25 protein-coding genes are annotated in these 22387 nt (G+C 70.1%); 10 read left to right on the top strand and 15 right to left on the bottom strand.

Annotated elements, in window-relative coordinates:
- Window positions 1–57: 57 nt before the first annotated feature.
- From guaB to OPU67_RS15635, 3 genes are all read right to left on the bottom strand, one after another.
- Window positions 58–1512 carry an IMP dehydrogenase gene (gene guaB / locus OPU67_RS15645; RefSeq protein WP_267621288.1) on the bottom strand — a complete coding sequence of 485 codons (1455 nt, stop codon included), beginning with the start codon at window positions 1510–1512 and terminating at the stop codon, window positions 58–60.
- Window positions 1513–1597: 85 nt separating this feature from the next.
- Window positions 1598–3124, bottom strand: coding sequence for a M28 family peptidase (locus OPU67_RS15640; RefSeq protein ID WP_267621286.1), 1527 nt, complete (start codon window positions 3122–3124; stop codon window positions 1598–1600).
- A complete protein-coding gene (locus tag OPU67_RS15635; RefSeq protein WP_267621290.1) occupies window positions 3121–3882 on the bottom strand; it encodes a 3-hydroxybutyrate dehydrogenase in 762 nt (253 codons plus the stop codon). Before OPU67_RS15635 ends, OPU67_RS15640 begins: the two co-directional genes overlap by 4 nt.
- Before the next feature lie 97 nt (window positions 3883–3979).
- Between OPU67_RS15635 and OPU67_RS15630 the strand changes: the two genes are divergently transcribed.
- Both OPU67_RS15630 and OPU67_RS15625 read left to right on the top strand, forming a co-directional pair.
- On the top strand, window positions 3980–4858 hold the full coding sequence (locus OPU67_RS15630; RefSeq protein ID WP_267621284.1) for a neutral zinc metallopeptidase: 879 nt from the start codon (window positions 3980–3982) through the stop codon (window positions 4856–4858).
- A 4-nt stretch (window positions 4859–4862) separates the two neighbouring features.
- Window positions 4863–5366 (top strand): hypothetical protein, encoded by a 504-nt coding sequence (locus OPU67_RS15625; RefSeq protein WP_267621282.1) that lies wholly within the window; start codon window positions 4863–4865, stop codon window positions 5364–5366.
- A gap of 37 nt (window positions 5367–5403) precedes the next feature.
- Here the strand turns inward: OPU67_RS15625 and OPU67_RS15620 are convergent, their stop codons facing one another.
- Entirely contained in the window at window positions 5404–7149 is a 1746-nt protein-coding gene (locus tag OPU67_RS15620; RefSeq protein WP_267621280.1) for a M56 family metallopeptidase, read from the bottom strand.
- Complete coding sequence (locus tag OPU67_RS15615; protein ID WP_267621278.1) at window positions 7146–7535, bottom strand: BlaI/MecI/CopY family transcriptional regulator; 390 nt, start codon at window positions 7533–7535, stop codon at window positions 7146–7148. Before OPU67_RS15615 ends, OPU67_RS15620 begins: the two co-directional genes overlap by 4 nt.
- A 125-nt stretch (window positions 7536–7660) precedes the next feature.
- On the opposite strand from OPU67_RS15615, the gene OPU67_RS15610 reads away from it, so the two are divergent.
- Window positions 7661–9286: an esterase-like activity of phytase family protein gene (locus tag OPU67_RS15610; RefSeq protein ID WP_267621276.1), complete on the top strand. Its 1626-nt coding sequence runs from the start codon at window positions 7661–7663 to the stop codon at window positions 9284–9286.
- Here the strand turns inward: OPU67_RS15610 and OPU67_RS15605 are convergent.
- The 5 genes from OPU67_RS15605 to OPU67_RS15585 all read right to left on the bottom strand — a co-directional run bounded on the left by OPU67_RS15605 (window position 9283) and on the right by OPU67_RS15585 (window position 12553).
- Window positions 9283–9666, bottom strand: a complete 384-nt coding sequence (locus tag OPU67_RS15605) for a PaaI family thioesterase (RefSeq protein ID WP_267621274.1) — start codon at window positions 9664–9666, stop codon at window positions 9283–9285. The genes OPU67_RS15610 and OPU67_RS15605 overlap by 4 nt on opposite strands.
- Window positions 9663–10232, bottom strand: coding sequence for a TetR-like C-terminal domain-containing protein (locus tag OPU67_RS15600; RefSeq protein ID WP_267621272.1), 570 nt, complete (start codon window positions 10230–10232; stop codon window positions 9663–9665). The genes OPU67_RS15605 and OPU67_RS15600 overlap by 4 nt, the downstream gene beginning before the upstream one ends.
- Complete coding sequence (locus tag OPU67_RS15595; protein WP_267621270.1) at window positions 10229–10687, bottom strand: YiiD C-terminal domain-containing protein; 459 nt, start codon at window positions 10685–10687, stop codon at window positions 10229–10231. Before OPU67_RS15595 ends, OPU67_RS15600 begins: the two co-directional genes overlap by 4 nt.
- A gap of 102 nt (window positions 10688–10789) precedes the next feature.
- Window positions 10790–11791, bottom strand: a complete 1002-nt coding sequence (locus tag OPU67_RS15590; protein ID WP_267621268.1) for a C13 family peptidase — start codon at window positions 11789–11791, stop codon at window positions 10790–10792.
- A gap of 45 nt (window positions 11792–11836) precedes the next feature.
- Entirely contained in the window at window positions 11837–12553 is a 717-nt protein-coding gene (locus OPU67_RS15585; RefSeq protein ID WP_267621266.1) for a hypothetical protein, read from the bottom strand.
- Window positions 12554–12693: 140 nt separating this feature from the next.
- Between OPU67_RS15585 and OPU67_RS15580 the strand changes: the two genes are divergently transcribed.
- Entirely contained in the window at window positions 12694–12945 is a 252-nt protein-coding gene (locus OPU67_RS15580) for a type II toxin-antitoxin system ParD family antitoxin (RefSeq protein ID WP_267621264.1), read from the top strand.
- Window positions 12942–13238, top strand: coding sequence for a type II toxin-antitoxin system RelE/ParE family toxin (locus OPU67_RS15575; RefSeq protein ID WP_267621263.1), 297 nt, complete (start codon window positions 12942–12944; stop codon window positions 13236–13238). Before OPU67_RS15580 ends, OPU67_RS15575 begins: the two co-directional genes overlap by 4 nt.
- Window positions 13239–13299: 61 nt before the next feature.
- Here OPU67_RS15575 and sdhA read toward each other — a convergent pair whose 3' ends face one another.
- Genes sdhA through sdhC form a run of 3 tightly spaced genes read right to left on the bottom strand, consistent with a single transcriptional unit; the run spans window position 13300 to window position 15967 of the window.
- On the bottom strand, window positions 13300–15168 hold the full coding sequence (gene sdhA, locus OPU67_RS15570; protein ID WP_267621261.1) for a succinate dehydrogenase flavoprotein subunit: 1869 nt from the start codon (window positions 15166–15168) through the stop codon (window positions 13300–13302).
- Window positions 15168–15554 (bottom strand): succinate dehydrogenase, hydrophobic membrane anchor protein, encoded by a 387-nt coding sequence (gene sdhD / locus OPU67_RS15565; protein ID WP_267621259.1) that lies wholly within the window; start codon window positions 15552–15554, stop codon window positions 15168–15170. Before sdhD ends, sdhA begins: the two co-directional genes overlap by 1 nt.
- Before the next feature lie 11 nt (window positions 15555–15565).
- A complete protein-coding gene (gene sdhC, locus OPU67_RS15560) occupies window positions 15566–15967 on the bottom strand; it encodes a succinate dehydrogenase, cytochrome b556 subunit (protein WP_267621257.1) in 402 nt (133 codons plus the stop codon).
- A 110-nt stretch (window positions 15968–16077) separates the two neighbouring features.
- Here sdhC and OPU67_RS15555 point away from each other — a divergent pair, with 110 nt between their 5' ends.
- From OPU67_RS15555 to OPU67_RS15535, 5 genes are all read left to right on the top strand, one after another.
- The gene (locus tag OPU67_RS15555; RefSeq protein ID WP_267621255.1) at window positions 16078–16800 is read left to right on the top strand and encodes an SDR family NAD(P)-dependent oxidoreductase; all 723 of its coding nucleotides are present in this window, start codon (window positions 16078–16080) and stop codon (window positions 16798–16800) included.
- Entirely contained in the window at window positions 16790–17683 is an 894-nt protein-coding gene (bla, locus tag OPU67_RS15550; protein ID WP_267621254.1) for a subclass B3 metallo-beta-lactamase, read from the top strand. The genes OPU67_RS15555 and bla overlap by 11 nt, the downstream gene beginning before the upstream one ends.
- Window positions 17680–18588 (top strand): 50S ribosomal protein L11 methyltransferase, encoded by a 909-nt coding sequence (locus OPU67_RS15545; RefSeq protein ID WP_267621252.1) that lies wholly within the window; start codon window positions 17680–17682, stop codon window positions 18586–18588. Before bla ends, OPU67_RS15545 begins: the two co-directional genes overlap by 4 nt.
- 4 nt (window positions 18589–18592) lie before the next feature.
- The gene (locus OPU67_RS15540) at window positions 18593–19663 is read left to right on the top strand and encodes an AraC family transcriptional regulator (protein WP_267621251.1); all 1071 of its coding nucleotides are present in this window, start codon (window positions 18593–18595) and stop codon (window positions 19661–19663) included.
- 107 nt (window positions 19664–19770) lie between these two features.
- On the top strand, window positions 19771–20607 hold the full coding sequence (locus OPU67_RS15535; RefSeq protein WP_267621250.1) for a sterol desaturase family protein: 837 nt from the start codon (window positions 19771–19773) through the stop codon (window positions 20605–20607).
- A gap of 3 nt (window positions 20608–20610) precedes the next feature.
- Here the strand turns inward: OPU67_RS15535 and OPU67_RS15530 are convergent, their stop codons facing one another.
- On the bottom strand, window positions 20611–21852 hold the full coding sequence (locus OPU67_RS15530; RefSeq protein ID WP_267621249.1) for an RNA polymerase sigma factor: 1242 nt from the start codon (window positions 21850–21852) through the stop codon (window positions 20611–20613).
- Window positions 21828–22187, bottom strand: coding sequence for a YciI family protein (locus OPU67_RS15525; RefSeq protein WP_267621248.1), 360 nt, complete (start codon window positions 22185–22187; stop codon window positions 21828–21830). Before OPU67_RS15525 ends, OPU67_RS15530 begins: the two co-directional genes overlap by 25 nt.
- Window positions 22188–22387 lie beyond the last annotated feature (200 nt).

Here is a 22387-nt window from a genome sequence, read left to right as displayed (position 1 = left end):
GTGCCCCTCCACCCCGACCCTGCGGGTCGCGGTCCCCCTCCCCGTTCCGGGGAGGAATTACCGCGTCGGGTAATTGGGGGCCTCGCGGGTGATCGCGACATCGTGGACGTGACTCTCCGAAAGCCCCGCATTGGTGATCCGCACGAACTGCGCGCGCTTCTGCAAGTCGGGAATGGTGGCAGAGCCGGTATAGCCCATCGCCGCCTTGATCCCGCCGACGAGCTGGTGGATCACGTCGGCGGCGGGGCCCTTGAAGGGCACCTGCCCCTCGATCCCCTCGGGGACGAGCTTCATCGCGCTGACGTCCTGCTGGAAGTAACGGTCGGCCGAGCCGCGCGCCATCGCGCCGACCGAGCCCATGCCGCGATAGGCCTTATAGGAGCGGCCCTGGTAGAGGAACACCTCGCCCGGGCTTTCGGTGGTGCCTGCCAGCATCGATCCGATCATCACGCTCGAAGCGCCCGCCGCCAGCGCCTTCGCGGCATCGCCCGAAGTGCGCAGACCGCCATCGGCGATCACCGGGACGCCCGACTTGGCGGCTTCGGCAGCGCTTTCCATGATCGCGGTCAGCTGCGGCACGCCCACGCCCGCAACGACGCGGGTGGTGCAGATCGAGCCCGGCCCGATCCCGACCTTGACCGCATCGGCGCCCGCATCGACCAGCGCGCGCGTGGCCTCGGCAGTCGCGACATTGCCCGCGATCACCTGCACCGCATTGGAGAGCTTCTTCACCCGTTCCACCGCGCGGGCGACCTCGATGTTGTGGCCGTGGGCGGTGTCGATCACGATCACGTCGACTTCCGCCTCGACCAGCGCCTCAGTGCGCGCGAAGCCCGCATCGCCCACGGTGGTCGCCGCCGCCACGCGAAGGCGGCCTGCGCCGTCCTTGGTGGCGTCGGGATAGTTCACCGCCTTCTCGATGTCCTTCACCGTGATGAGGCCGATGCAGTGATAGGCCTCGTCGACCACCAGCAGCTTCTCGATGCGCCGCTGGTGGAGCAGACGCCGCGCCTCCTCCTGACCAGTGCCCAAGGGGACGGTCGCGAGGTTCTCGGTCGTCATCAGCTCGCGCACGGGCTGCGCGGGGTTCTCGGCGAAGCGCACGTCGCGGTTGGTGAGGATGCCGACCAGCTTGCCGCCTGCGTCCACCACCGGGATGCCGCTGATCCGGTGCGCCTGCATCAGGGCCTGCGCCTCGCCCAGTGTCGCCTCGGGGCGGATGGTGATGGGATTGACCACCATCCCGCTCTCGTAGCGCTTGACCGCGCGGACCGCGGCGCATTGCGCTTCGATGTCGAGATTGCGGTGCAGCACGCCGATCCCGCCCAGCTGCGCCATGGCGATCGCCATGTCCGCCTCGGTCACGGTGTCCATCGCGGAGGACAGCACCGGGATGGTGAGCCGGATGTCGCGCGTCAGGCGCGTCGAAGTATCGGCCATGCTCGGCAGGACCGCGCTTTCCGCCGGGCGGAGCAGCACGTCGTCGAAGGTCAGACCGAGCGGGATATCCATGCGTGCCACTTTCCGTTTCGCGAGAGGGGATCTCCTCTGGCGGGAGATTCGTGGCGGCCCATGTAACGACACGCAGGGCTTCGCGCTAGGGGCGGGGCGCGGCCTCTGCCGGATTGGGCCGGGGATAGCGCGAAGGGTCCGCGACCTGGCGGATCACCGCCTCGTGGAGCAGCAGGTCCTGGGCCGCGCTGCCATAATCGACGGCGGCGGCCTCGTCGGACGGCTTGTGGTAGCGCGTCGCAAGGAACGGATCGAGCACGCCGCGCGATCCGTAGGTGGCGCTCATCAGCACGGTGGGCACGCCCGCCTGCATCAGCACCCAGCCATCCTGCCGCTGCACGAAGCTTTCCGCGAGCGCTTCGTCGCCCATCCTGCGCCCGCTCCGGGCGACTTCGGCCTCGATCAGCGCATCGAGCGCCGGCGCGCGGCCGCGGCCGATCAGGCCGACCGGGCTCCCTGCCGGGGCGAGCGCCATCATGTCGAGGTTGAAGGCGGCGACGATGCTTTCGAGCGGCATCGGCGGCTTCCTCGAGAAGGCGCGGATGCCGAGCAGCCCGGGCTCCTCGGCGGTGGTGGCGAGGAAGTAGACGTCGCGCGCCAGCGGCGGGCCCGCCTTCAGCCGCCGCGCCAGTTCGAGCAGCATCGCGACGCCGCTGGCATTGTCGACCGCGCCGTTGCAGATCCGGTCAGGCGCCTGCACGGGCGCGCATTCGCCAAGGTGGTCCCAATGCGCCAGCACCAGCACCGCGCCCGCCGCCGGGTCGGTGCCGGGCAGGCGGCCGATGACGTTCTGGCTCTGGAACTCGCGCCGGTCAGAGGTCGCTTCGAGGCTGATCGAGAGGTTTAGCTCGAGCGGTGCATAGTCCGCCCCGCCAGCCTCGGCTTCGGCCTTCAATCGCTGCCAGCGCCGCGCGCCGATCACCCGGGCAAAGGCCTGTTCGGTGATATAGGCGGAAAGATGGTCCTGCTCGTCCTCGGCAAGCTGGGTGCGCGGCCTGGTCTCGCGGGTGCGCAGGGCAGCGAGCGCGGCGGCATCGGGGAGCACGGTCAGCACAGCAGTGACGTTCTGGGCGAACAGCGCCTCGCGCCGCGCGGCGCCTTGCCCGGGGTCGGCGATAATGACCGCGACCGCCCCGGCGAGCGCCTCTCCGAGCACCGATCCGTCACCCTGACCGACGAACACCACCGGCACCCCCGTCCCCGGCCCGCCGATCGCGAGCGCCCGGCGGCGGGGGGTGAAGACCGCCGCCTCGCTGGCCGGCACCACGGTGCGGGCGCGCCCCTGCCCGAGGGTGAGCTGCGACTGCTCGGGTTCGGTCGCGACGAGGTCGACCGGCAGGCGCCAATAGGTGCCCGGATCGTTGGTGGCGGTGACGAGGCCGATCTCACCCATCCGCGTCTCGATCCACGCCCAGGTGGCGCGGCCGCCGGACGTTCCGGGGCGGCGGCCCGCGAAGGCGTCACCGGCAAGAACCTCGACGTCCGCGCGCATCCGCGCGACGCTCCCGTCGTCCGCCACCGGGCGCGCGCGCGGGGCCGGCGCGGCGGCGCAGCCGGCGAGCAGCAGGCTCGCCAGCAGCACGGCCAGCAGCGGCACCCGGCGCAGGCTCATTCGGCGGTCCAGCCCCCGTCGATGGAATGGTTCGCGCCGGTGATGCCCCGCGCCGCGTCCGAGCACAGGAACACCGCCAAGGCCGCCACATCCTCGGGCAAAACGAAGCTCTTGGTCGGCTGCTTGGCGAGCAGCACGTCGTTCATCACCTGCTCGCGCGTCATCCCGCGGGCGGCCATGGTGTCGGGGATCTGGTTCTCCACGAGCGGCGTCCAGACATAGCCCGGCGAGATGCAGTTGGCGGTGATCCCGTGGGTCGCCAGTTCCAGCGCGATGGTCTTGGTGAAGCCGGCAAGGCCATGCTTGGCCGCGACATAGGCGCTCTTGTAGGGCGAGGCGACCAGCGAGTGGGCGGAAGCGGTGTTGATGATCCGCCCCCAGCCCTTCGCCTTCATGCCCGGCACCGCAAGGCGCGTCGCATGGAAGGCGGCCGAGAGGTTGAGGGCCAGGATCGCGTCCCACTTCTCGGGGGGAAAATCCTCGACCGGGGCGACGTGCTGCATCCCGGCATTGTTGACGAGGATGTCGATCGGGCCGACCTCGGCCATCATCGCTGCGATGGCGGCGGGGTCCATCAGGTTGGCGCCGTTGTAGGTGGCGCCGAGCTCCTCGCACAGCTTCGCAATCTCGCCCGCATCGCCGAGCCCGTTGAGAATCACTTCCGCGCCCTCGGCCGCGAGCGCGCGGGCGATGGCAAGGCCGATCCCGGAGGTCGAACCCGTCACCAGCGCACGCTTGTCCTTGAGCATTCGCCGCATCTCCTGCACGTATCGCCTATTGGGCCATCGCTTTTGCCGCGGCAATCGCGCCTGTCCAGCAAATTGCAGGCGGGGCGAGAACAAGGGGAAACAACTGATGCGTCTGGGCCCGTTCGATACCGCCGATATCGATGTCCGCTCCTCGGGAGGCGGCGGGGTCGGCCGCGCCGGGGGGATCGGCTGCGGCACGCTGCTGATCGCGCTGGTGGGTGCTGTGGTGTTCGGGATCGATCCGCGCCAGACGATCGGCATGGTCGAAAGTGTCCAGCAGCGCAGCGCCCCCGCGCAGGGCGAGGCCGGCCCGGGCGGGGAGCCGCTCTCTGAGGAACAGGTGTGCAACAGCGGTCCCTATGCCAACGAGGCGTGCGCCGCGCTAGCCAGCCTCAACCGCACTTGGCAGGCGACCTTCGCGCAGAACCAGATTGCGTTCACCCGTCCGCAACTCGATCTCTACCGCGACGGCCGCGTCACCACCGACGGCTGCGGCAGCGCGACCTCGGCCGCCGGGCCCTTCTACTGCCCGGCCGATAAGGTGATCTACATCGACACCGCCTTCTACGACGAGCTCGCCCGGATGAGCGGCACCGGCGGCGATTTTGCCCGGCTCTACGTCATCGCCCACGAATACGGCCACCACATCCAGAACATCACGGGTCTGGCCGCGCAGGTCCGCCGTGAACAGCAGCGCAACCCCGCCGGTGCCAACCGCTTGCAGGTGGCGATGGAGCTTCAGGCGGACTGCTATGCCGGGATGTGGGCGGGCAAGAACCGCGACAAGGTGGAACCAGGCGACCTTGAAGAAGGTATGCAGGCCGCAAGTGCCATCGGCGACGACACGCTGATGCGCAACGCCGGGGAGCAAGTCTCGCCGGAAAGCTTCACCCACGGCTCCAGCCGCCAGCGCATGGCGGCGCTGAAGCGGGGGCTCGAGGCGACTGACGATGCCGCCTGCAACGTCTTCTTCGAAGGAACCTGAACCGATGATCCGATTGACCGCTCCGGCCCTGCTGCTTCTCGTCGTCACCGCTCCGGCAGCGGCGCAGGTTGTGCCCGATCCGACGATGGAGGATGTCGCCAAGACCCCGCTGCGCGATCTCAACATCGATAAGCGCGACATCCCGCCGGCGCTTCAGCAGGCGGTCACCGATCCCTATGCGACCGCCGGTCTCGGCAAGTGCGGCGCGCTGGTCAGCGAAATCGCCGCGCTCGATACCGTGCTGGGCGCGGATTATGACATCGCCACCGACGACGGGAAGCGCAAGCTGAACGAGGGGCGCATCGGAGAAAGCATCGTGGGCGCGATCATCCCGTTCCGCGGCGTGCTGCGCGAAGTGACGGGCGCTGCCTCCAGCGATCGTGCGCTGACCGCCGCCTACACCGCCGGGATGGTGCGGCGCGCGTTCCTCAAGGGCTGGGGCATGGGCCGCGGCTGCGCCTATCCGGCGCGGCCCAAGGTGACGGTGGCAGCGGGCAGGAAGAAGTAACCCTTCCCGCCCGCGCCTTCGGGGTTCCCGACCGGTCTTACCTGCCGGTTCGCTTCAAACGCTCGATCTGGGTGTCGAGGGTATCGAGGACCAGCTTGCGCGTCTCCTCGGGGATATCCCTCGTTCCGGCGATTTCCGCGCGGGCTTCCTCGAGCCCGGCGCGCGCTTCGGCGAGCCCGGCGCGGGATTCCTCGATCCCGGCCCGCGCGACGTCGGCGATGCGCTGCTGGCAGATCATGATGCGGGTGCGGCCGTCCTTGTCCTCGCTGGTGTCGACCATCTCGGACGAGTCGGGCTTGCAACCGCTCGTCACCATGACCGGCGGCAGCGGCGGCAGCGGCGGCAGCACGCCCGAGGGCGGCATCGGCGGGCGCGGCGGGGCGATGCGCAGGCGCATCATGTCGCCGCGCGCCCGCATGGCCTCGGCCTCGGCGCGAAGTTCGGCGATCGCGGCCTCACGCTCGGCCCTGTCGGCGCTGCGCAGCGCCTCGAAGCGGCGCTTCATCGCCTCGCGGTCGGGTCCGGGCTCGCCGGGGGCGGTGCGCATCACGATCCGCACGCGGTTCTCCTTGCCGTCGGCATCGCGCCACACCTTTTCGGTGACCTCTTCGGTGGTTCCGGCGCCATCGCCGTCCCGCGTGTCCAGCACGAACACCTGCGGCTCGCCCGGGGGCGGCGGCGGCGGGGGCAGATCGGGACCGCCGGAGGGCGGCGCCGGCGGGGCGGGCGGCTCGGGGGCCTGCGGCACCTCGGCGGGGGTCTCGCTCGCGGCGTAGCTGATCGAGGCGGTCAGCGGCAGGGCGAGCAGCCCCGCGCCGAGCAGGGCGCGCCCGGCGAGCCGGCGGCGGGGCGAAGGTTCGGACATGGTCAGGCTCCTCAGGCGGTGGATGATCGATTTCTCGCCGAGCACCGGGCAGGCCATCGGCGCGGTCAGGGCGGCATGGTTCATGGCCCCCGGCTGCGCGGCGAAGCGGGCGATGAGCGCGGCATAGGCGGCCCGTTCGCCGGGCTTGCGGTGCGCCATCACCCGCGCGTCGCACGCCGCCTCCTGGTCGCGCCGCAGTGCCAGCCAGCCGTAGCGGCCGAGCGGGTTCCACCAGTGCAGCGCGAACAGCGGCTGGACGAGGACGTTGACCAGGAGGTCCCCGCCGCGATGGTGGGCGAGCTCGTGCGCCAGCGCGAGATCGCGCGCCGGGCGGTCGTGATGGGCAAGGAAGCCGGGCGGCAGCGCGATGACCGGATCGATCACGCCCATGGCGAGCGGCGCGGCGGTGGCCGGCGTCTCGACGAGGCGGATCCTGCCGAGGAGGCCGCCCATCGCGCCCGGCGCCCGCCCGACCTCGCGGCCCGCGGCGAGCAGCTCGTCACGCAGCGCGAAGTAGGCGGCAAAGCGCAGCCACAGCGTCACGCCGGCGCCCGCCAGCCAGACGAGCAGCAAGGCCTCGAGCCAGGGCAGCGCCGAAAGTGCCGCGACCAGATCGAAACCGACAGGCTCCGGCGCTGCGGCAGGCACTGCCACGAGGGACAGCGGAACCGCCTCGCCCACAGGCAGCGAGCCACCGGCGGCGGCAACGGGGTCGAGCGCAGCCGCAGGCTCCTGCGGTGCCGGGGCCATCCACGCAGGCAGCGTCACCGGCGGCAGGACCAGCCGGAACAGCGGCAGCGCCCACAACGCATAGGCAGCCTCGGGCCCGAAATGGCGCGAGACGGGGCGGCGCAGCACCAGCACCGCGGCGATCAGCACGCCGGTCCACACCAGCGTGTGCAGCAGGACCCCGCTCACGAGCGCAGCTCCTTCAGCAGCGCCTCGATCTCGTCGAGATCCTCCTCGCTCAAGGCCTCGCTTTCGGCCAGGTGCGCGACCAGCGAGGCGGCGCTCCCGCCGAACAGGCGCTCGACCAGCCGGCGGCTCTCTCCCCCGACATAGGCCTCGCGTTCGATCAGCGGGGAGTAGAGGAAGCGCCGCCCGTCGGGCTCGGCGGCCACCGCGCCCTTCTGGACGAGGCGCGAAAGCAGGGTCTTGACCGTCGCGAGGCTCCAGTCGCGGCCCGTGCAGACCACCTCGCACACCTCGGCGGCGGTCTGGCGCGGGCGGTCCCACAGCACTTCCATGACCGCGTGCTCGGCTTCGGTGATGCGTTCACTGGGATGATTGTCGGGCGGGTTCACGAGAGCTACTCCCCTTGCTCTGACTACACCTGTAGTCGCGTCGATTACAGCTGTAAACCTTGCGCCTGCCTGAACGGGCCCCGCAGCGGGTTGAACTTCGTCGAAGCGGCGATACACCCGGACGAATGACATGGATGCGCGCCCTCTGCCATCTCGTTGCGGCGAGTGCCGCCGCCCTCGCCGCCCCCGCGCCCGCCGCGCCGCCGACCGAGGCCTTCCTGCCGGACACGACGCCGGTGCAGCTCGAGGCGGGCAAGGCCGACACCCGCGTGGGCGAGCTGATCTTTCGCGGCGGGGTCGAGATCGCGCCCGACAAGGCGAACATCGGCGGCATCTCCGCGCTTGAATGGCATGACGGCACGCTGTTCGCCGTGACCGACGAGGGACGCTGGATGGAGCTCACCCCAGGCGAGATTGCGGGCCGGCTGGTCGACATTTCCGAAGTCCGGCTCGGGACGCTCCAGGGCGCGAACGGCGAGTCCCTTGCCGGAAAGGCGCTGGGCGATGCCGAGGCGCTGACCCGCCTTCCCTCCGGCGAATGGCTGGTCGCCTTCGAGCAGGATCACCGCCTGCTGCGCTACGCAGACCTCACGGACAGGGCGACGGGAAAGGACCCGCGCGCGGACGGACTGATCGCCGCTTTCAACCCGGGCGAGAGGAACGAGGGGATCGAGACGCTTGCGGCCTACCCCGGCGGCGTCCTCGCCTGCGCCGAGCGGGTCGACCCCGCGCGCCCCAACTGCCTGCGCGTCACCGAAGCAGGCCCGCGCGCGTTCCACCTCCCCGCCCCCGACGGCATCGCCGAGGCCGGCGGGGTGCCGACCGATGCCGCCTGCACGGCCGGCGGCACCTGCTACGTGCTGCTCAGGAGTTTCACGCAAGGGCAGGGAAACCGCGCCGCGGTGATCGCCCTCGCCCCGGACGACACCGCGACCACCCTCGCCGTGCTCGTCCCGCCGCTGCTGCTCGACAATTTCGAGGGGCTGGCGGTGCGCGCGGAGCCGGGGCGGACCTTCCTCTACCTTGTCTCGGACGACAACGACCGGAACAACTGCGCGCGCACCAAGGCGCCGACCTGCCAGCGCACCCTGCTCTACAAGTTCGAGATCGCCCCGCCCTCCGCCGGGCCAGTGGCGCCCGCGCCCGCAGCCTTCGCAGCGGCACCAGTCGCGCGCCCGGGCGTGCGCCCGCATCCCGAGGCGGCGAGCGTTGCCGTGGTGCTCGAGACCGCACTCGGCCCCGTCACCATCACGCTCGAGACGGCGCGTGCGCCCGTCACCGCGGCGAATTTCCTGCGCTATGTCGACGAGAAGCGCCTCGACGGCACCACCTTCTACCGCGCGATGGACCTCGGCGGCGCGCGCCAGCCCTCGGGCCTCGTGCAGGGCGGCGCGCGGGGCGATCCCAAGCGGGCGCTCCCGCCGATCGCGCACGAGCCGACCAGCCAGACCGGCCTCACCCACACCCACGGCGCGGTGTCGATGGCGATGAACGCGCCGGGGACGGCGACGGGGGACTTCTTCGTCATGGTCGAGGACCAGACCGGCTTCGATGCCGACCTGCAGGCGAGCGACCCGGCCTGGGCGGCGGGCTATGCGGTGTTCGGCTACGTGACAGGCGGCATGGACATCATCGCCGCGATCCTCGCCGCACCGCGCGATGCGGAGGCGGGCGAAGGGGTGATGAAGGGTCAGATGATCGCCAAGCCGGTGACGATCCTCACCGCCCGCCGGGCCGCGCCCGCGCCCTAGAGCACCAGCTGGGTCTGGACGACGAAGGCGACCGGCTTGCCCTCGGCGGTCTCAATTGTGGTCTGCCATACCGACATCCGCCGCCCGGTCTTGAGCGGCACCGCCCGCCCCCTGACGAGGGTGCCCACCGGCGCAGGCCCGAGGAAGTTGGTCTTGCTCTCGATGGTGGTCGTGCCCGCCGCGCCCTCGGGCAGGGCGGCGGAGGCACCGGCCGCGCCGAGCGCGTCGGCGAAGGCCATGATCGCCCCGCCGTGCATGATCCCCCCGGCGGTGCACAGGTCCTCGCGCACGGTGATCTCGCCCTCCACCGCCGCGGGCCCGGCGGCGGTGACGGTCACGCCCATCAGCCTCGAAAAGGGCATGGCGTCGGCAGGGTTCATCGGGCGTCATCCTCATTCGGGCCGAGACCGGCGACTAGCAGGATCTCGGCGACGAATTCAGCATCGCTGCGCAGGCGCAGCATTCCGGACCGCTGCAGGCCGATGCCGCCGTGGGCGAGCATCCACACCCGCATCACCTCGCGCCGCCGGGTGTCCTCGTCCGCGCCCGGCGTGGCGAGCACGCGAAGCGCGACGGCGATCACCCGGTCGATGCTCGCGCGCAGGGCGGGATGGGCGTTGATCTCGTCGTAGCGGCGCTGGGTCATCACCGCGTAGAGCCCCGGCTGCGCGAGCGCGAAGCGGACATAGGCGGTCAGGAACGCCGCCGGCTGCGCGGCCTCGGCAAGGGCATCGGCAAGACGGTCGAACCCGCGCGCGGCAAGCGCCGCGAGCAGCGCGTCGCGGTCGGCGAAGTGGTTGTAGAGCGCGCGGTGCGCCACCCCCACCCGCTCCGCCAGCGCACGCAGCGAGGGACCTGCCGAAGGGTCTTCGGCGAGCATCTCCAGCGCCGCATCGAGCGCGGCGGCAGCAAGATCGCCGTGGTGATAGGCCGAGCGCGCGGTCATGGCGCCGACCCCAATACCGAGACGTGCCAGTCCACGCGCATCCGCGCGACCTCCCGCCCCTCGGCGTCGGTCATGGCGACCTTGACCGGGAAGCGCACCTTGCCCTCGCCATCGAGCGCGGCGAGGAGCCCCTCCCGCTCGGCATCGACCGCCGCATGGGCGGTGACCACGCCCTTGGCGGGTCTGACGAAATCGATCGTCGCGCTCGCCGCGACGGGCCGCACGCCGGCGAGGCGTTCGAGGAACAGCCCGGCCATCGCCGCACCTGACGCAGCCTCGGCGAGCGTGAACAGCGCGCCGGCGTGCATCGTCGCGATGTGGTTGCTGGTCTCCCGGGTCTGGCCCAGCGTCGCCGTCCCCTCGCCGGCGGTGATGGTCTCGAGCGCAACGCCGACATGGGCGGCGAAGGGGACTGCGACAGAGAGCTGGGCCTTGAGAGCGTCGAAGGGGTTCATGCCGGGGTTCCTTGTGTCCGGAGACTATGTATCCGCTGGATACATTACCCGCGCACAAGATCAACCCCTGAAGCCGGTAAAGCTATCGCTGGAACGGAAGACCTATTCGGCGAGCGCGGGGCGGCCGACCGGCAGGCTCGGCTGGCGCGGCATCCCGGCCTCGATCACCGGCAGCCACGCCTTCGCGCCCGCGCCGATGCTGGTCTGCGGCAACGAGGCGAGAAAGCGCGCCTTCGCCTCCCACTCGGCGACCGAGCGCCCGGCCAGCCGCGCCGCCTCCTCCAGCCCCACCGGCTGGCGCAGCGCGCGGTTGATCAGCGCGTCGCCGAAAAAGGTCCAGTCGTTCTCGGCGACGCAGCCGAAGGACGAGCGCGTGCTGGCGGCGGCGGTGAGGATCGCGGTGTTCTCGCTTGCCAGCACCGGCACGAAGACGCCCGAATAGCAGGCCGAGAGGATCAGCACCCGCCGCGCGATCCCCGCCTCATCGAGCGCCGCCTTCAGCCGCGCGGGCGCGAGCACGCCATAGCCGCTGTCGCCGTAGTGATAGGCAAGGCCGATGTCCGCCCCGTGGCTGGTGGTGTAGAGCACCAGCACGTCCTCGCGCCCGTCCATGAGGGTGCCGACATGGGCGATGGCGAGGAGCAGCGCGCTGATCGAACCCTGCGGCAGGTCGTCGGCGCGGCCGTCGGGTCCGGCCAGCGTCAGCGTGCGCCCCGCGGCTGCGTAGCGCGCCGAGAGCACCTGCCCCGCCTCGCGCGCCTCGCGGGCGAAGACCGGATCGCTGTCGAGCGCGACGCTGATCACGTAGGCATCGGGCGTGCCGGGGCGCTGCGGCTGGAGCGCGGCCAGTGCCGCCTCAAGCCGCCGGGCCTGCGCCCGCGCCACCGCCGGGGCGACGCCGCGGTGGAGTTCCGGGCCGAGATCGTAGGACTTGCGCCGCTCGGCTTCGGTCTTGCCGCTGGCGAGATCGGGCCAGGGCAGCGTGTGCGCCGGGGGCGTGGTCTGGGGCGTGGATTGCGGCGAGGACTGCGGCGTGGATTGCGACAGGGCCGGCACCGCGAGCAGCGCCGCGTACACCCCTGCGATGATGCTGCCCCGGTTCATTCGCGGGTCCAAGCTGCCTGCGCGCGGACAGGGCGTCAAGCGGCCTCAGAGCGCGAGCCGCCGCCAGATCGCCTTGACGCTGAGGCCGAGCAGACGCTTGTACTCGATGGTCTTGACGAACCAGTAGAACGCGAAGGCGAGGATCGCCGCGGCCTCGGTCCAGTAGACTGCATGGCCGCAGTCCGGCCCCTGCCACAGGTTGATCCCCCAGGCGGCGAGCGGCAGGGCGATCATCAGCAGCCCTGCGACGTTGTAAGCCCGCGCGAACCGGTCACGCAGCGGCGGCCACAGGATGTAGGTCAGCCGCCGCTTGGAAAAGCCGAGCGCGACGAGGAACAGGCAGGCGAAGAAGGCGAAGGCGAACCCCTCGTGCCAGTCGAAGGCGGTGTCGGTGCACTGCGCGATCCCGGTCGGCACCATGGCGACGCCGATCAGCAGCACGCCCGCGAGCGTGAGCAGCAGGTTCTCCGCGCGGGAGAGGCCCTGGAAGAGTACGAGGAACAGCCCGAGCGCCCACAGCAGCCCGACGAAGAGGTCGCGCGTTTCGGGCACGTGGTAGAAGTAGCTTATCGAGTAGTGCCCCTCGTATCCCCCGACGAGCGGCAGCACGATCGGCACCGCGAGAGCGATGAGGCCGATGCCGAAGCTCTTGATGAGGAAGGCGACATTGGCGTGGCGGGAGAATTCCTTCCGGTAGGCATCCTTGCGCCGCCAGTCGATCGCCTTCGGATCGGGAGGAGATGCCGGTTGCCGCTTCGCCATGTCGTGTCCCCATCTTAGCCCCTGGCCTTTCGGTGAGTACATAAGGGGAACAACGATGTCGCCAGCGAGGCGGGGAGGCGCGCCGCGCAAGCGACAGCCCGCATTGCCGGCGTTACCAACATCTGGTACATGGTCGCGCCATGGGAAAGAACACCTCCATCTCGCTCGGCGACCACTACGAGGCCTATGCCCGCCGCAAGGTCGAATCCGGCGAATTCGCCACCATCAGCGAAGTGATCCGCGACGCGCTTAGGCGGGCCGAGGAGCGGGACAGGCGCATCGACCGTCTCCGACGGCTCGTCCGCGAAGGCGAGGAGAGCGGCGATCCGCAACCGTTCGATTTCGAAGAGTTCCTGAGTGAAATGCATGCAGGCCACAAGCGGCCGGCATGATCGCTCTCGTCGTCCGGCCAGCGGCCCGGCATGATCTGGCCGATATCTGGACCTACACAGCCACCACCTGGGGTGTCGAACAGGCCGACTTCTACGTGGGGCAGATCAACGCCCAGATGGCAAAGCTGCCGACATTTCCCGAGATCGGCGGCCGGGTGGACGGGTTACCGCGTGAGTACCGGAAGGTGAGGTCCGGCTCGCACCGGATCATCTACAGGATCGCAGGTTCGCAGCTGATCGTCGTCCGTATCGTCCACGAGCGCGAGGACGTTCCTGACGATCTCGACACATGACGCAAGAAGGCCCGATCCCTCACAGGACCGGGCCCACTGTGTCTTCAGCCTCAGCGCAGGCTCAGTACACGCGCGCCTTGGGCTCGATATACTTGATGTCGTCAGTCAGCGTGTATTCGTGCACCGGGCGGTAATCGATGCGGATGTTACTGCCGCGCCCGCCCCAGCCGTCGAACCAGGAAATGGTGTGCTTCATCCACTCGGCATCGTTGCGCTCGGGGTAGTCCTCGTGTGCGTGGGCGCCGCGGCTTTCCTTGCGGTTAGCCGCGCTCGCCATCGTCACGTTGGCCTGCGCCATCAGGTTGTCGAGCTCCAGCGTCTCGATCAGGTCGCTGTTCCAGATCAGCGACTTGTCGGTGACGTGGATGTCCTCCATCCGCTTGTTCTGCTCGGCGAGCTTGGCGACGCCTTCGTCCATCAGCTTCTGATCGCGGAACACGGCGCAGTGCTTCTGCATCGCTTTCTGCATCTCCGCCCGGATCTGCGCGGTCGGCGAGCCGCCGCTCGCGTAGCGGAAGTGGTCGAGGCGGGTCAGCGCGAAGTCGGCGCTGTCGGCGGGCAGTTCGGGCTGCGAAGCGCCGGGCTTGAGATTGTCGCGCAGGTGGTGGCCGGTCGCGCGGCCGAACACCACGAGGTCGATCAGCGAGTTGGAGCCCAAGCGGTTCGCCCCGTGCACCGAGACGCAGGCCGCCTCGCCCACGGCATAGAGGCCGGGGATGACCGTGTCCGGATTGCCGTCCGGCCCGAGGGTCACGACCTGCCCGTGGTAGTTACACGGAATGCCGCCCATGTTGTAATGCACCGTCGGGGTGACGGGCAGCGGCTGCTTCGTGAGGTCGACGCCGGCGAAGATCTTGCCGCTCTCGGTGATCCCCGGCAGGCGCTCGGCCAGCACCTTGGGATCGATGTGATCGAGGTGCAGGTAGATGTGATCGCCCTCCGGCCCGACACCGCGGCCTTCGCGCATTTCCAGCGCCATCGAACGGCTCACCACGTCGCGCGAGGCGAGGTCCTTGGCGCTCGGCGCGTAACGCTCCATGAAGCGTTCGCCCTCGGAATTGGTGAGATAGCCCCCCTCCCCTCGCGCGCCTTCGGTGATTAGCACGCCCGCGCCGTAGATGCCGGTCGGGTGGAACTGCACGAACTCCATGTCCTGCAAGGGCAGCCCGGCGCGCAGTACCATCCCGCCGCCGTCGCCGGTGCAGGTGTGGGCCGAGGTCGCGGTGTAGTAGCAGCGCCCGTAGCCGCCGGTCGCCAGCACCACCGACTGCGCGCGGAAGCGGTGGATCTTCCCGTCATCGAGGCACATCGCCATGACGCCGACGCAACTCTTCACCCCGTCGCGCTCGGACATGATGAGATCGAGCGCGAAGTACTCGATGAAGAAGTCCGCGTCGTACTTCAGGCTCTGCTGGTAGAGCGCATGAAGCATCGCGTGCCCCGTGCGGTCGGCCGCGGCGCAGGTGCGCTGCACCGGCGGGCCCGCGCCCATGTTCTGCATGTGCCCGCCGAAGGGCCGCTGGTAGATCGTGCCGTCGGCATTTCGGCTGAAGGGCACGCCCGCGTGCTCCAGCTCGTAGACCGCTGCCGGGGCCTCGCGCGCGAGATATTCGATCGCGTCCTGGTCGCCCAGCCAGTCCGACCCCTTGACGGTGTCGTACATGTGCCAGGTCCAGTGGTCGGGCGAGTTGTTGCCGAGGCTGGCGGCGATCCCGCCCTGCGCGGCGACGGTGTGGCTGCGGGTCGGGAAGACCTTGGAGATGTTCGCGGTGCGCAGGCCCGCTTCGGCCGCGCCCATCGTAGCGCGCAGGCCCGATCCGCCTGCGCCCACCACCACCACGTCATAGGTGTGATCGACGATCGTGTAGGCGCCCTTCAGATGCGCGCCCCCGACATCGTTTGCCGTTCCTTTGGGTGCTGCGGTAGCCATCAAGCGGTCCTTCCGAATGCGAGTGTGGCGACGCTGAAGATGGCGAAGGCCCCGCCGCCGATAATTGCAAGATTGAGCGCTGCCAGAATGGCGAGCTTGGTGCCGGGCTCGTGCAGGTAATCCTCGACCAGCACCTGCAGGCCCATCCGGGCGTGCCAGAACACCGAGATGACGAGCAGGATGATCGCGGTCGCCGCCAGCGGGCTCGACAGCCACTCGACGACGCTCGCATGGCCGTAGTCGCCGAGCAGCGCGAGGCTGACGAGGAGGTAGCTCATCACCACGAGGTTGCCGATCGCGGTCATCCGGTGGACGATCCAGTGATGCGCGCCCTCGTGCGCCGTGCCGAGGCCGCGCACGCGGCCGATGGGGGTGCCGTTGCCCATGTGTGATCCCTCTACTTGAGCAGGATGACCGCCCAGAAGGCGGCGGTGAGGAGGATGCCGATGATCGGCGAAGCGGTAGCCCAGCGGCGGTTGGTGTCGAGCTCGTAGCCCGCGCCGATATCGAGCACGAGGTGGCGCAGGCCGCTCGTCATGTGGTTGAAGAAGGCCCACGACACGCCGACCAGCACCAAGAGGCCGAGCGGCGAGCCCATCACGGCCTGGAAGGTCGCGTAAGACCCCGGGCCGCTCGCCGCCGCCGCCAGCCACCACACCAGGATCGGCAGGCCGACCAGCGCCATGCCGTCGCCGGTCGCGCGGTGCAGGATCGAGACCAGCATATGCGGGCCCCAGCGCCAGATCTGCAGGTGCGGCGACAGCGGCCGCGCGGGGTTCTGTTGGTCTCGTTGGCTCATGATGATCCCGGTATTTCCCTCTTTTCGGCCCCATCCCTTAGCGCCTGCCCCGCGCGAGGCAAGCCCGCCAGCGGTGGACATGGCTTGCAAAGTTTCGGATAGGCGATTGCATGGGACACATTCTCGTAACCGGATCGAGCCGCGGTATCGGCAAGGCGGCGCTGGACGCCTTGGCGGCGCGCGGCGCGCGGGTGATCGGCCACGCCTCCCGGCCGGTCGGCTCCGACAAGGGCGTGCCGATCATCGCCGCCGATTTCGGCGATCCCCTGAGCGTCCAAGCGCTCTGGGAGGAGGCGCTGGAGATTGCGGGCGGCGCAATCGACGTCGTGGTCAACAACGCCGGGCGCTTCGAGGCGAACCGGCTGGACCGCTCGGACATCGAGTGGCTGGACGCCTGGGAGGACACCCTGCGCGTCAACCTCACCTCGGCCGCGCAGCTTTCGCGCTTTGCGGTGCTGCACTGGCAGGAGCGGGGGGTGCCGGGGCGCTTCGTCCATGTCGCGAGCCGCGCCGCCTATCGCGGGGACAGCCCGGCGCACTGGCACTATGCGGCGGCCAAGAGCGGGATGGTCGGCATGCACAAGACCATCGCGCGCGCCTATGCCAAGGACGGCATCCTGAGCTTCGCCGTCACCCCCGGCTTCACCGACACCAGCATGGCGGGCGACTACCTCGCGAGCCGCGGCGGGCCGGGCCTGCTCGCCGACATCCCCCTCGGCCGCGTCGCCACTCCGCAAGAGATCGCGGCGATCATCGCCTTCTGTGCCCTCGACGCGCCCCCGAGCATGACCGGCGCGGTGATCGACGCCAATGGAGCGAGCTTTGTCCGTTAGGTTCCTCGCCGCCGCGCTCCTCGCCCTGCCCCTGCTCGGCGCGAAGGAGACACCTCCCCCTGCGCCGGAGAAGAGCCAGGTCGCCTGGGCCGAGCATTGCCAAGGGAACGACGGCTGGGACACCCCCGGCCCGCCGTTCCGCATCCACGGCAACACCTGGTACGTCGGCACCTGCGGGATCGCGGCGATCCTCATCACGTGCACGGACGGCGCGGTGCTGATCGACAGCGGCACGGCGAAGGGCTCCGAGATCGTCGAGGCCAACATCCGCAGCATCGGCGTCAAGCTAGGCGACGTGAAGGCGATCCTCGGCAGCCACGAGCATTTCGACCACGTCGCGGGCTTCGCGCGGCTCCAAGGGCTGACAGGCGCGCCGGTGCTGGTCGGCACTGAGGCGGCGGGCGTGATCCGCACCGGCAAGGACGACCCGCGCGATCCGCAATTCGGGCTGCACCCGCCGATGGCGCCGGTCTCCGGAAGCGTGCGCGGGGTGAAGGACGGCGAGAGCCTGACAATCGCCGGCATCACCCTCACCGCGCTCGCCACCCCCGGCCACACTCCCGGCGCGATGAGCTGGAGCTGGCGGAGCTGCGCGGGCAAGGACTGCCGGACCATCGTCTACGCCGACAGCCTGAACCCGATCAGCGGGGACGGCTACCGCTTCTCCGACCACGCCGATTACCTCGCCGCCTTCCGCGCCGGGCTGGCGAGGCTGCGCGTCGCGCCGTGCGACATCCTCATCACCCCCCACCCCGGCGGCAGCGATATGCCCGCGCGGGCCGGTGGCGGCTCGATGGTGGGCGGGATGAACTGCGCGCAATACGCCGAAGCCAAGAGCATGGCGCTGGGCGATCGCCTCGCCCGGGAGGCGGCGGTCAAGTGACCACCACCTGGAAGCTCACCGCCCACGCCCCCAAGCCCGTCGTGCAGGCCGCGCTGCTCGCGCATGACCTGATCGACGACTGGGACCCGGAGCTCGTCATCGCCGGGCGCGAGGAAGCCGAGGACCGCCCCGACGACTGGGTGCTCGAAGGCTGGTATCCGAGGAAGCCCGGCAAGGCCGAGAAGGACGCGCTCGCCGGGCTGTTCGAGGGTCGCGCGCCAAAAATCACCGTCGAGGAACTCCCGCCCGCCGACTGGGTGACGCTGAGCCAGCACAACGCCCCCCCGATCCGCGCGGGGCGGTTCCATGTCCACACCCCCGATTACCCCGCCGAGCCCGACCTCATCGACTTCGTGATCCCGGCGAGCCAGGCCTTCGGCACCGGCCAGCACAAGACCACCGCCGGATGCCTCGAAATGCTGGGCCACATCAGGGCGAGCGGCATGGTGGCCCGCAACATCGCCGATATCGGCACCGGCACGGGCCTCCTCGGTTTCGCCGCCCTTGCCCTGTGGCCGCGCGCCGCCATCACCCTCACCGACATCGACCCGGTCTGCACCGGCGTCGTCGAGGAGAACGCGCGATTGAACGCCGTCCCGATGGGCTCGGGGCCCGGCGCGGCGGTGATGATCGTCGCCGACGGGATGGACGATCCGCTGATTCAGGTGCGCGGGCCCTATGACCTGCTCATCGCCAACATCCTCGCAGGTCCCCTGGTGAGCCTCGCGCCGGACTTCGGCAAGGCGGTAACACCCGGTGGGAGCCTGCTGCTTGCCGGTCTGCTGGCGGGCGAACAGGAGGCCGCCGTCAGGCGGGCGATGACCCGCGCCGGATTCCGCATGGCCGCCCGCCTCCAGCGCGGCGACTGGGCGATCCTGTGGCTGCGCAGGAGGCGCGCGCGCTAGGGGCATGATCGAGCGGGTCGACATCGCGGTGCGGCTCGTCGCCTGCGGGGCGAGCCTGCTGCTGCTGGTGCTGCTGCTGTCGGGCGAGGTGCGGCGCGGATTGAAGCTGCCGCTGGCCGGGCTGCTGACCGGCTCGATCGGCTACCTCGCCAATTCCACCGCGACCTTCCTGTTCGGCAGCCCGACCTCGCTGCCGCTGGGCGATTTCCTGTCGATCTTCACGCCGTTCTTCACCTGGCTCTTCGCGCTGCGCGTGCTCGAGCGCGAGCCGCCGCGCGTGGTGGTCTGGACGCCGCTCGCGGTGCTCGTGACGGGCTGGACGATCGGCTACTTCATCGGGCCCGACACGAAAATCGGGTTCACCGTGATCCACATCACCGGCCTTGCGCTGGTCGCCGACCTGTTCCGCGCGGCGCTGCTGGAGCGGGAGGACGATCTGGTCGAACAGCGCCGCGCCTTCCGCCTGTGGCTGCCGCTGCTGGTGGCGGCGCAGACCGGCGGCATCCTGGGCTACGAGCTCGTCACCGGGCGCGGCAGCGCGATGGGCGGCGACCCCGTGGCGCAGCTGGTCAATGCCGTCCTGATCCTTGCGGTCACGCTGGTTGCGGGCAAGGCGCTGCTGCGCACCGAACCCGAGCTGCTGCTGCGCGCCGAGCCCCGCGCCGCGCAGCCCGACAGCAAGGAGCAGCCCCCCGCACCCGCGCTCTCGCCGAGCGAGATGGTGCTGCGCGACAAGCTGGAGACGGCGATGGCGCAAGGCATCTACCGCACCCCCGGCCTTTCCATCGCCGGGCTCGCCGAGCGCCTCGGCACACCCGAACACCGCCTGCGTGCGCTGATCAACCAGCGGCTCGGGCACCGCAATTTCTCGGCCTATCTGAACCGCTACAGGATCGCCGAGGCAAGGGCCTGGCTGGCCGACCGCGAGAAGGTCGATCTGCCGGTGCTGACCCTCGCGATGGATCTGGGCTACAATTCGCTGCCCCCCTTCAACCGCGCGTTCCGCGAAGAGACGGGCACGAGCCCGAGCGAATATCGCCGCCGGTGCTTCCACAAGAGCGACGATCGGAACTGAAAAAGTGCATCGCTTTTCGGAATCCTTCGTCTTTTTCCGCCAGCGATGCGCCTTGGCGGCACGCCCGTGTCATGGAATAATCCTCCGCTGACAGAGGTCCTGCCCACATGATCGCTCCCGCCAACCCTTCGACGCTCGAATATGCCGCCAGCCGCGTGGCGGACCATTTCCTGTTCGGCATCTATTTCGATCTCAGCCGCTACCTGATCGCGGCCGGGGTGCTGACGGCAGTGCTGCTGGTGTTTCGCGGCTTTGCGGAAAGCCGGCGCATCCAGGTGGGCCGGCGGGCTTCGCGTGCCGATTATCGGCGCGAGCTGCTGTCATCGATGCGGACGGTGGCCGTCTATGCCGTCGTCACGCTGACGATCCTTGTCGGGCGCGAGACGGGGGTGATCCTGCTGTCGGTCAAGGACGCCGACCTGTGGACGATCGTCTGGCAGATCGCGCTGATCGTGATCGCGCATGACGCCTGGTTCTACTGGGCGCACCGCGCGATGCATTCCAAGCGGCTGTTCCGGGCGACGCACCTCCATCACCACAAGTCGCGCACGCCCACGCCGTGGACCGCCTACAGCTTCACCATGACCGAGGCGGTGATCGAGGTCGCCTTCGTGCCGGTGTTCCTGTTTGTCACCAGCCAGCTCGGCATCGCCTATGCCGTCTTCGCGATCCTGTTCTTCATCTGGCACCAGATGATCCGCAACGTGATGGCGCACGCAGGCAGCGAGCTGTTTCCGGCCGGCTGGGTCGACAATCCGTGGACGAGCTGGATTTCCACCACCACGCATCATGACCTGCACCATTCCTCGGGCCACAATTTCGGCTTCTACTTCACCTTCTGGGACCGCTGGATGGGGACCGAGCATCCGCGCTACCGCGAGACCTTTCGCGAGGTCACGACCCGGCGGCGTCAGCCGGAAGCCGCCGCAGAGCCCGCCGAATAGGCTTCAGGCGAGGCGGTCCCGCCATCCTTCGAGCCACAGCCGCTCGGCCCGTGGCGGCTTGAGCGCGAGCGCCGCGCCAAGCGCCGCGCGGGCTGCGTCTTCGCGTCCCGCCTTCGCCAGCAGATCGGCGCGCGCCACGTGGAACGGCCGCGCGAGGGCGAGCCGCTCGGCGGGGAGTGCATCAAGTTCCGCCAGCCCGGCCTCTGCTCCCTCGATCTGCGCCAATGCCAGCGCGCGGGAGAGCGCGACCATCGGGCTCGGTCGGAGCGCGAGCAGCACGTCGTAGAGCCGCAGGATCGCCGCCCAGTCGGTCCGCCCGTCGAAGGCCCGGCGGGCGTGGGTCAGCTGGATCGCAGCCATCACCTGACAGGGCCCGGAGCGGCCCAGCGTCGCCGCACGGTCCATCAGCGCGCGCGCCTGTTCGATCCGCAGACCATCCCACCGCGCCGGATTTTGCCGGGAGAGCGGCACCATCGCGCCCTCCCCGTCCACCCGCGCCCCGGCCCGCGAGCGCGCCAGCAGCACCTGTGCGGCAAGGCCGAGCGCCTCGGGCTCTTGCGGCAGCAGCTCGGCGACCAGCAGCGCGAGGCGCTCGACCTCCGCGCCCAGGTCCTCGCCGACATCCGCCGCAAGCTCGCCGCCCGCATCGGCATAGGCGGCGGTGAAGGCGAGCTCGAGCGCGAGCAGCACCGCCCCGAGCCGCTCGGGCCAGTCGCGGCGCGGAGGCAGCTCGAATGCGATCCCCGCATCGCGCACCTTCACCTTGGCGCGGGTGATGCGCTGGAACATGGCCTGTTCGCTCACCGCGAACAGCCGCGCGATGGCGGCCACGGGCAGCCCGCAGATCACTTTCAAGGCCAGCGCCGCGCGCACCTCAGCCCCCAGCGCCGGGTGGCAGCAGATGAACAGCAGCCGCAGCCGCTCGTCGGGGATCGGCTCGGGTAGCTCTAGGATGTCGGCCATGTCGGAGACCTGAGCGAGCGCCTCGGTGCTGCGCACCTCGGCGGCCTTTTTCCGGAGTGCATCGAGCGCCCGGCGCCTGGCCGCCACGAACAGCCAGGCGCCGACGTCGCGGGGCGGCGCGGGGAGCACGAGGCAGCGGGCGGCGGCTTCGGCGAAGGCTTCTTCCGCCGCGTCGAGATCGTGCAAGGCGGCGGCAAGCGCGGCCACCACCCGGGGCCGCGCCGCCATGATCGCCTGCGCGAGATCGAGCGGCAGGCTCAGCCCTCGGCCCCCATCGGCCATACCGGGCGCACCTCGATCCCGCCCTTGGGCACCGGGATGCGCCGCGCCCATTCCAGCGCCGCGTCGAGGCTTTCGACGTCGATGATGTAGAAGCCGCCCAATTCCTCATGCGTCTCGGCGAAGGGGCCGTCGTGGAGGGTCGCCGTGCCGTTCTCCCAGCGGATCGTGGTCGCGGTGGCGGCGGGCTTCAGGCGCTCGCCCGAAAAGGGCACGCCGGCCGCGACCAGATCCTCGGCGAGCTTCATGTGACCGGCCAGCGTCGCCTCCAGCAGCGCCGCGCCATCCGGGCCCGCATAGGCGCTCTCGTCCTCGTTGATCATCAGCATGAATTGCATCGCACGTCTCCGTCATCGGCCCCGCCGGCATGGCGAGGCTCTGACAGGGAGACGCGGATGTGAAGCCGGATTCGACAGGCTCGCGGAAAATTATTCGCCGAGGGCGCTTTCGAGGAGCGCTAGGGCATTGCGGGTGAAGGCCGCCATGTTGGCGATGCGGTCGTCCGAGGCGGTCTCGAGCAGCCCCGTGTGCTCGAGAC

The organism is Erythrobacter sp. WG (assembly GCF_026586795.1).
Classification (GTDB): domain Bacteria; phylum Pseudomonadota; class Alphaproteobacteria; order Sphingomonadales; family Sphingomonadaceae; genus Erythrobacter.
Note: the sequence above shows the minus strand (reverse complement) of the source record. Positions and strands in the feature narration are given on the sequence as shown.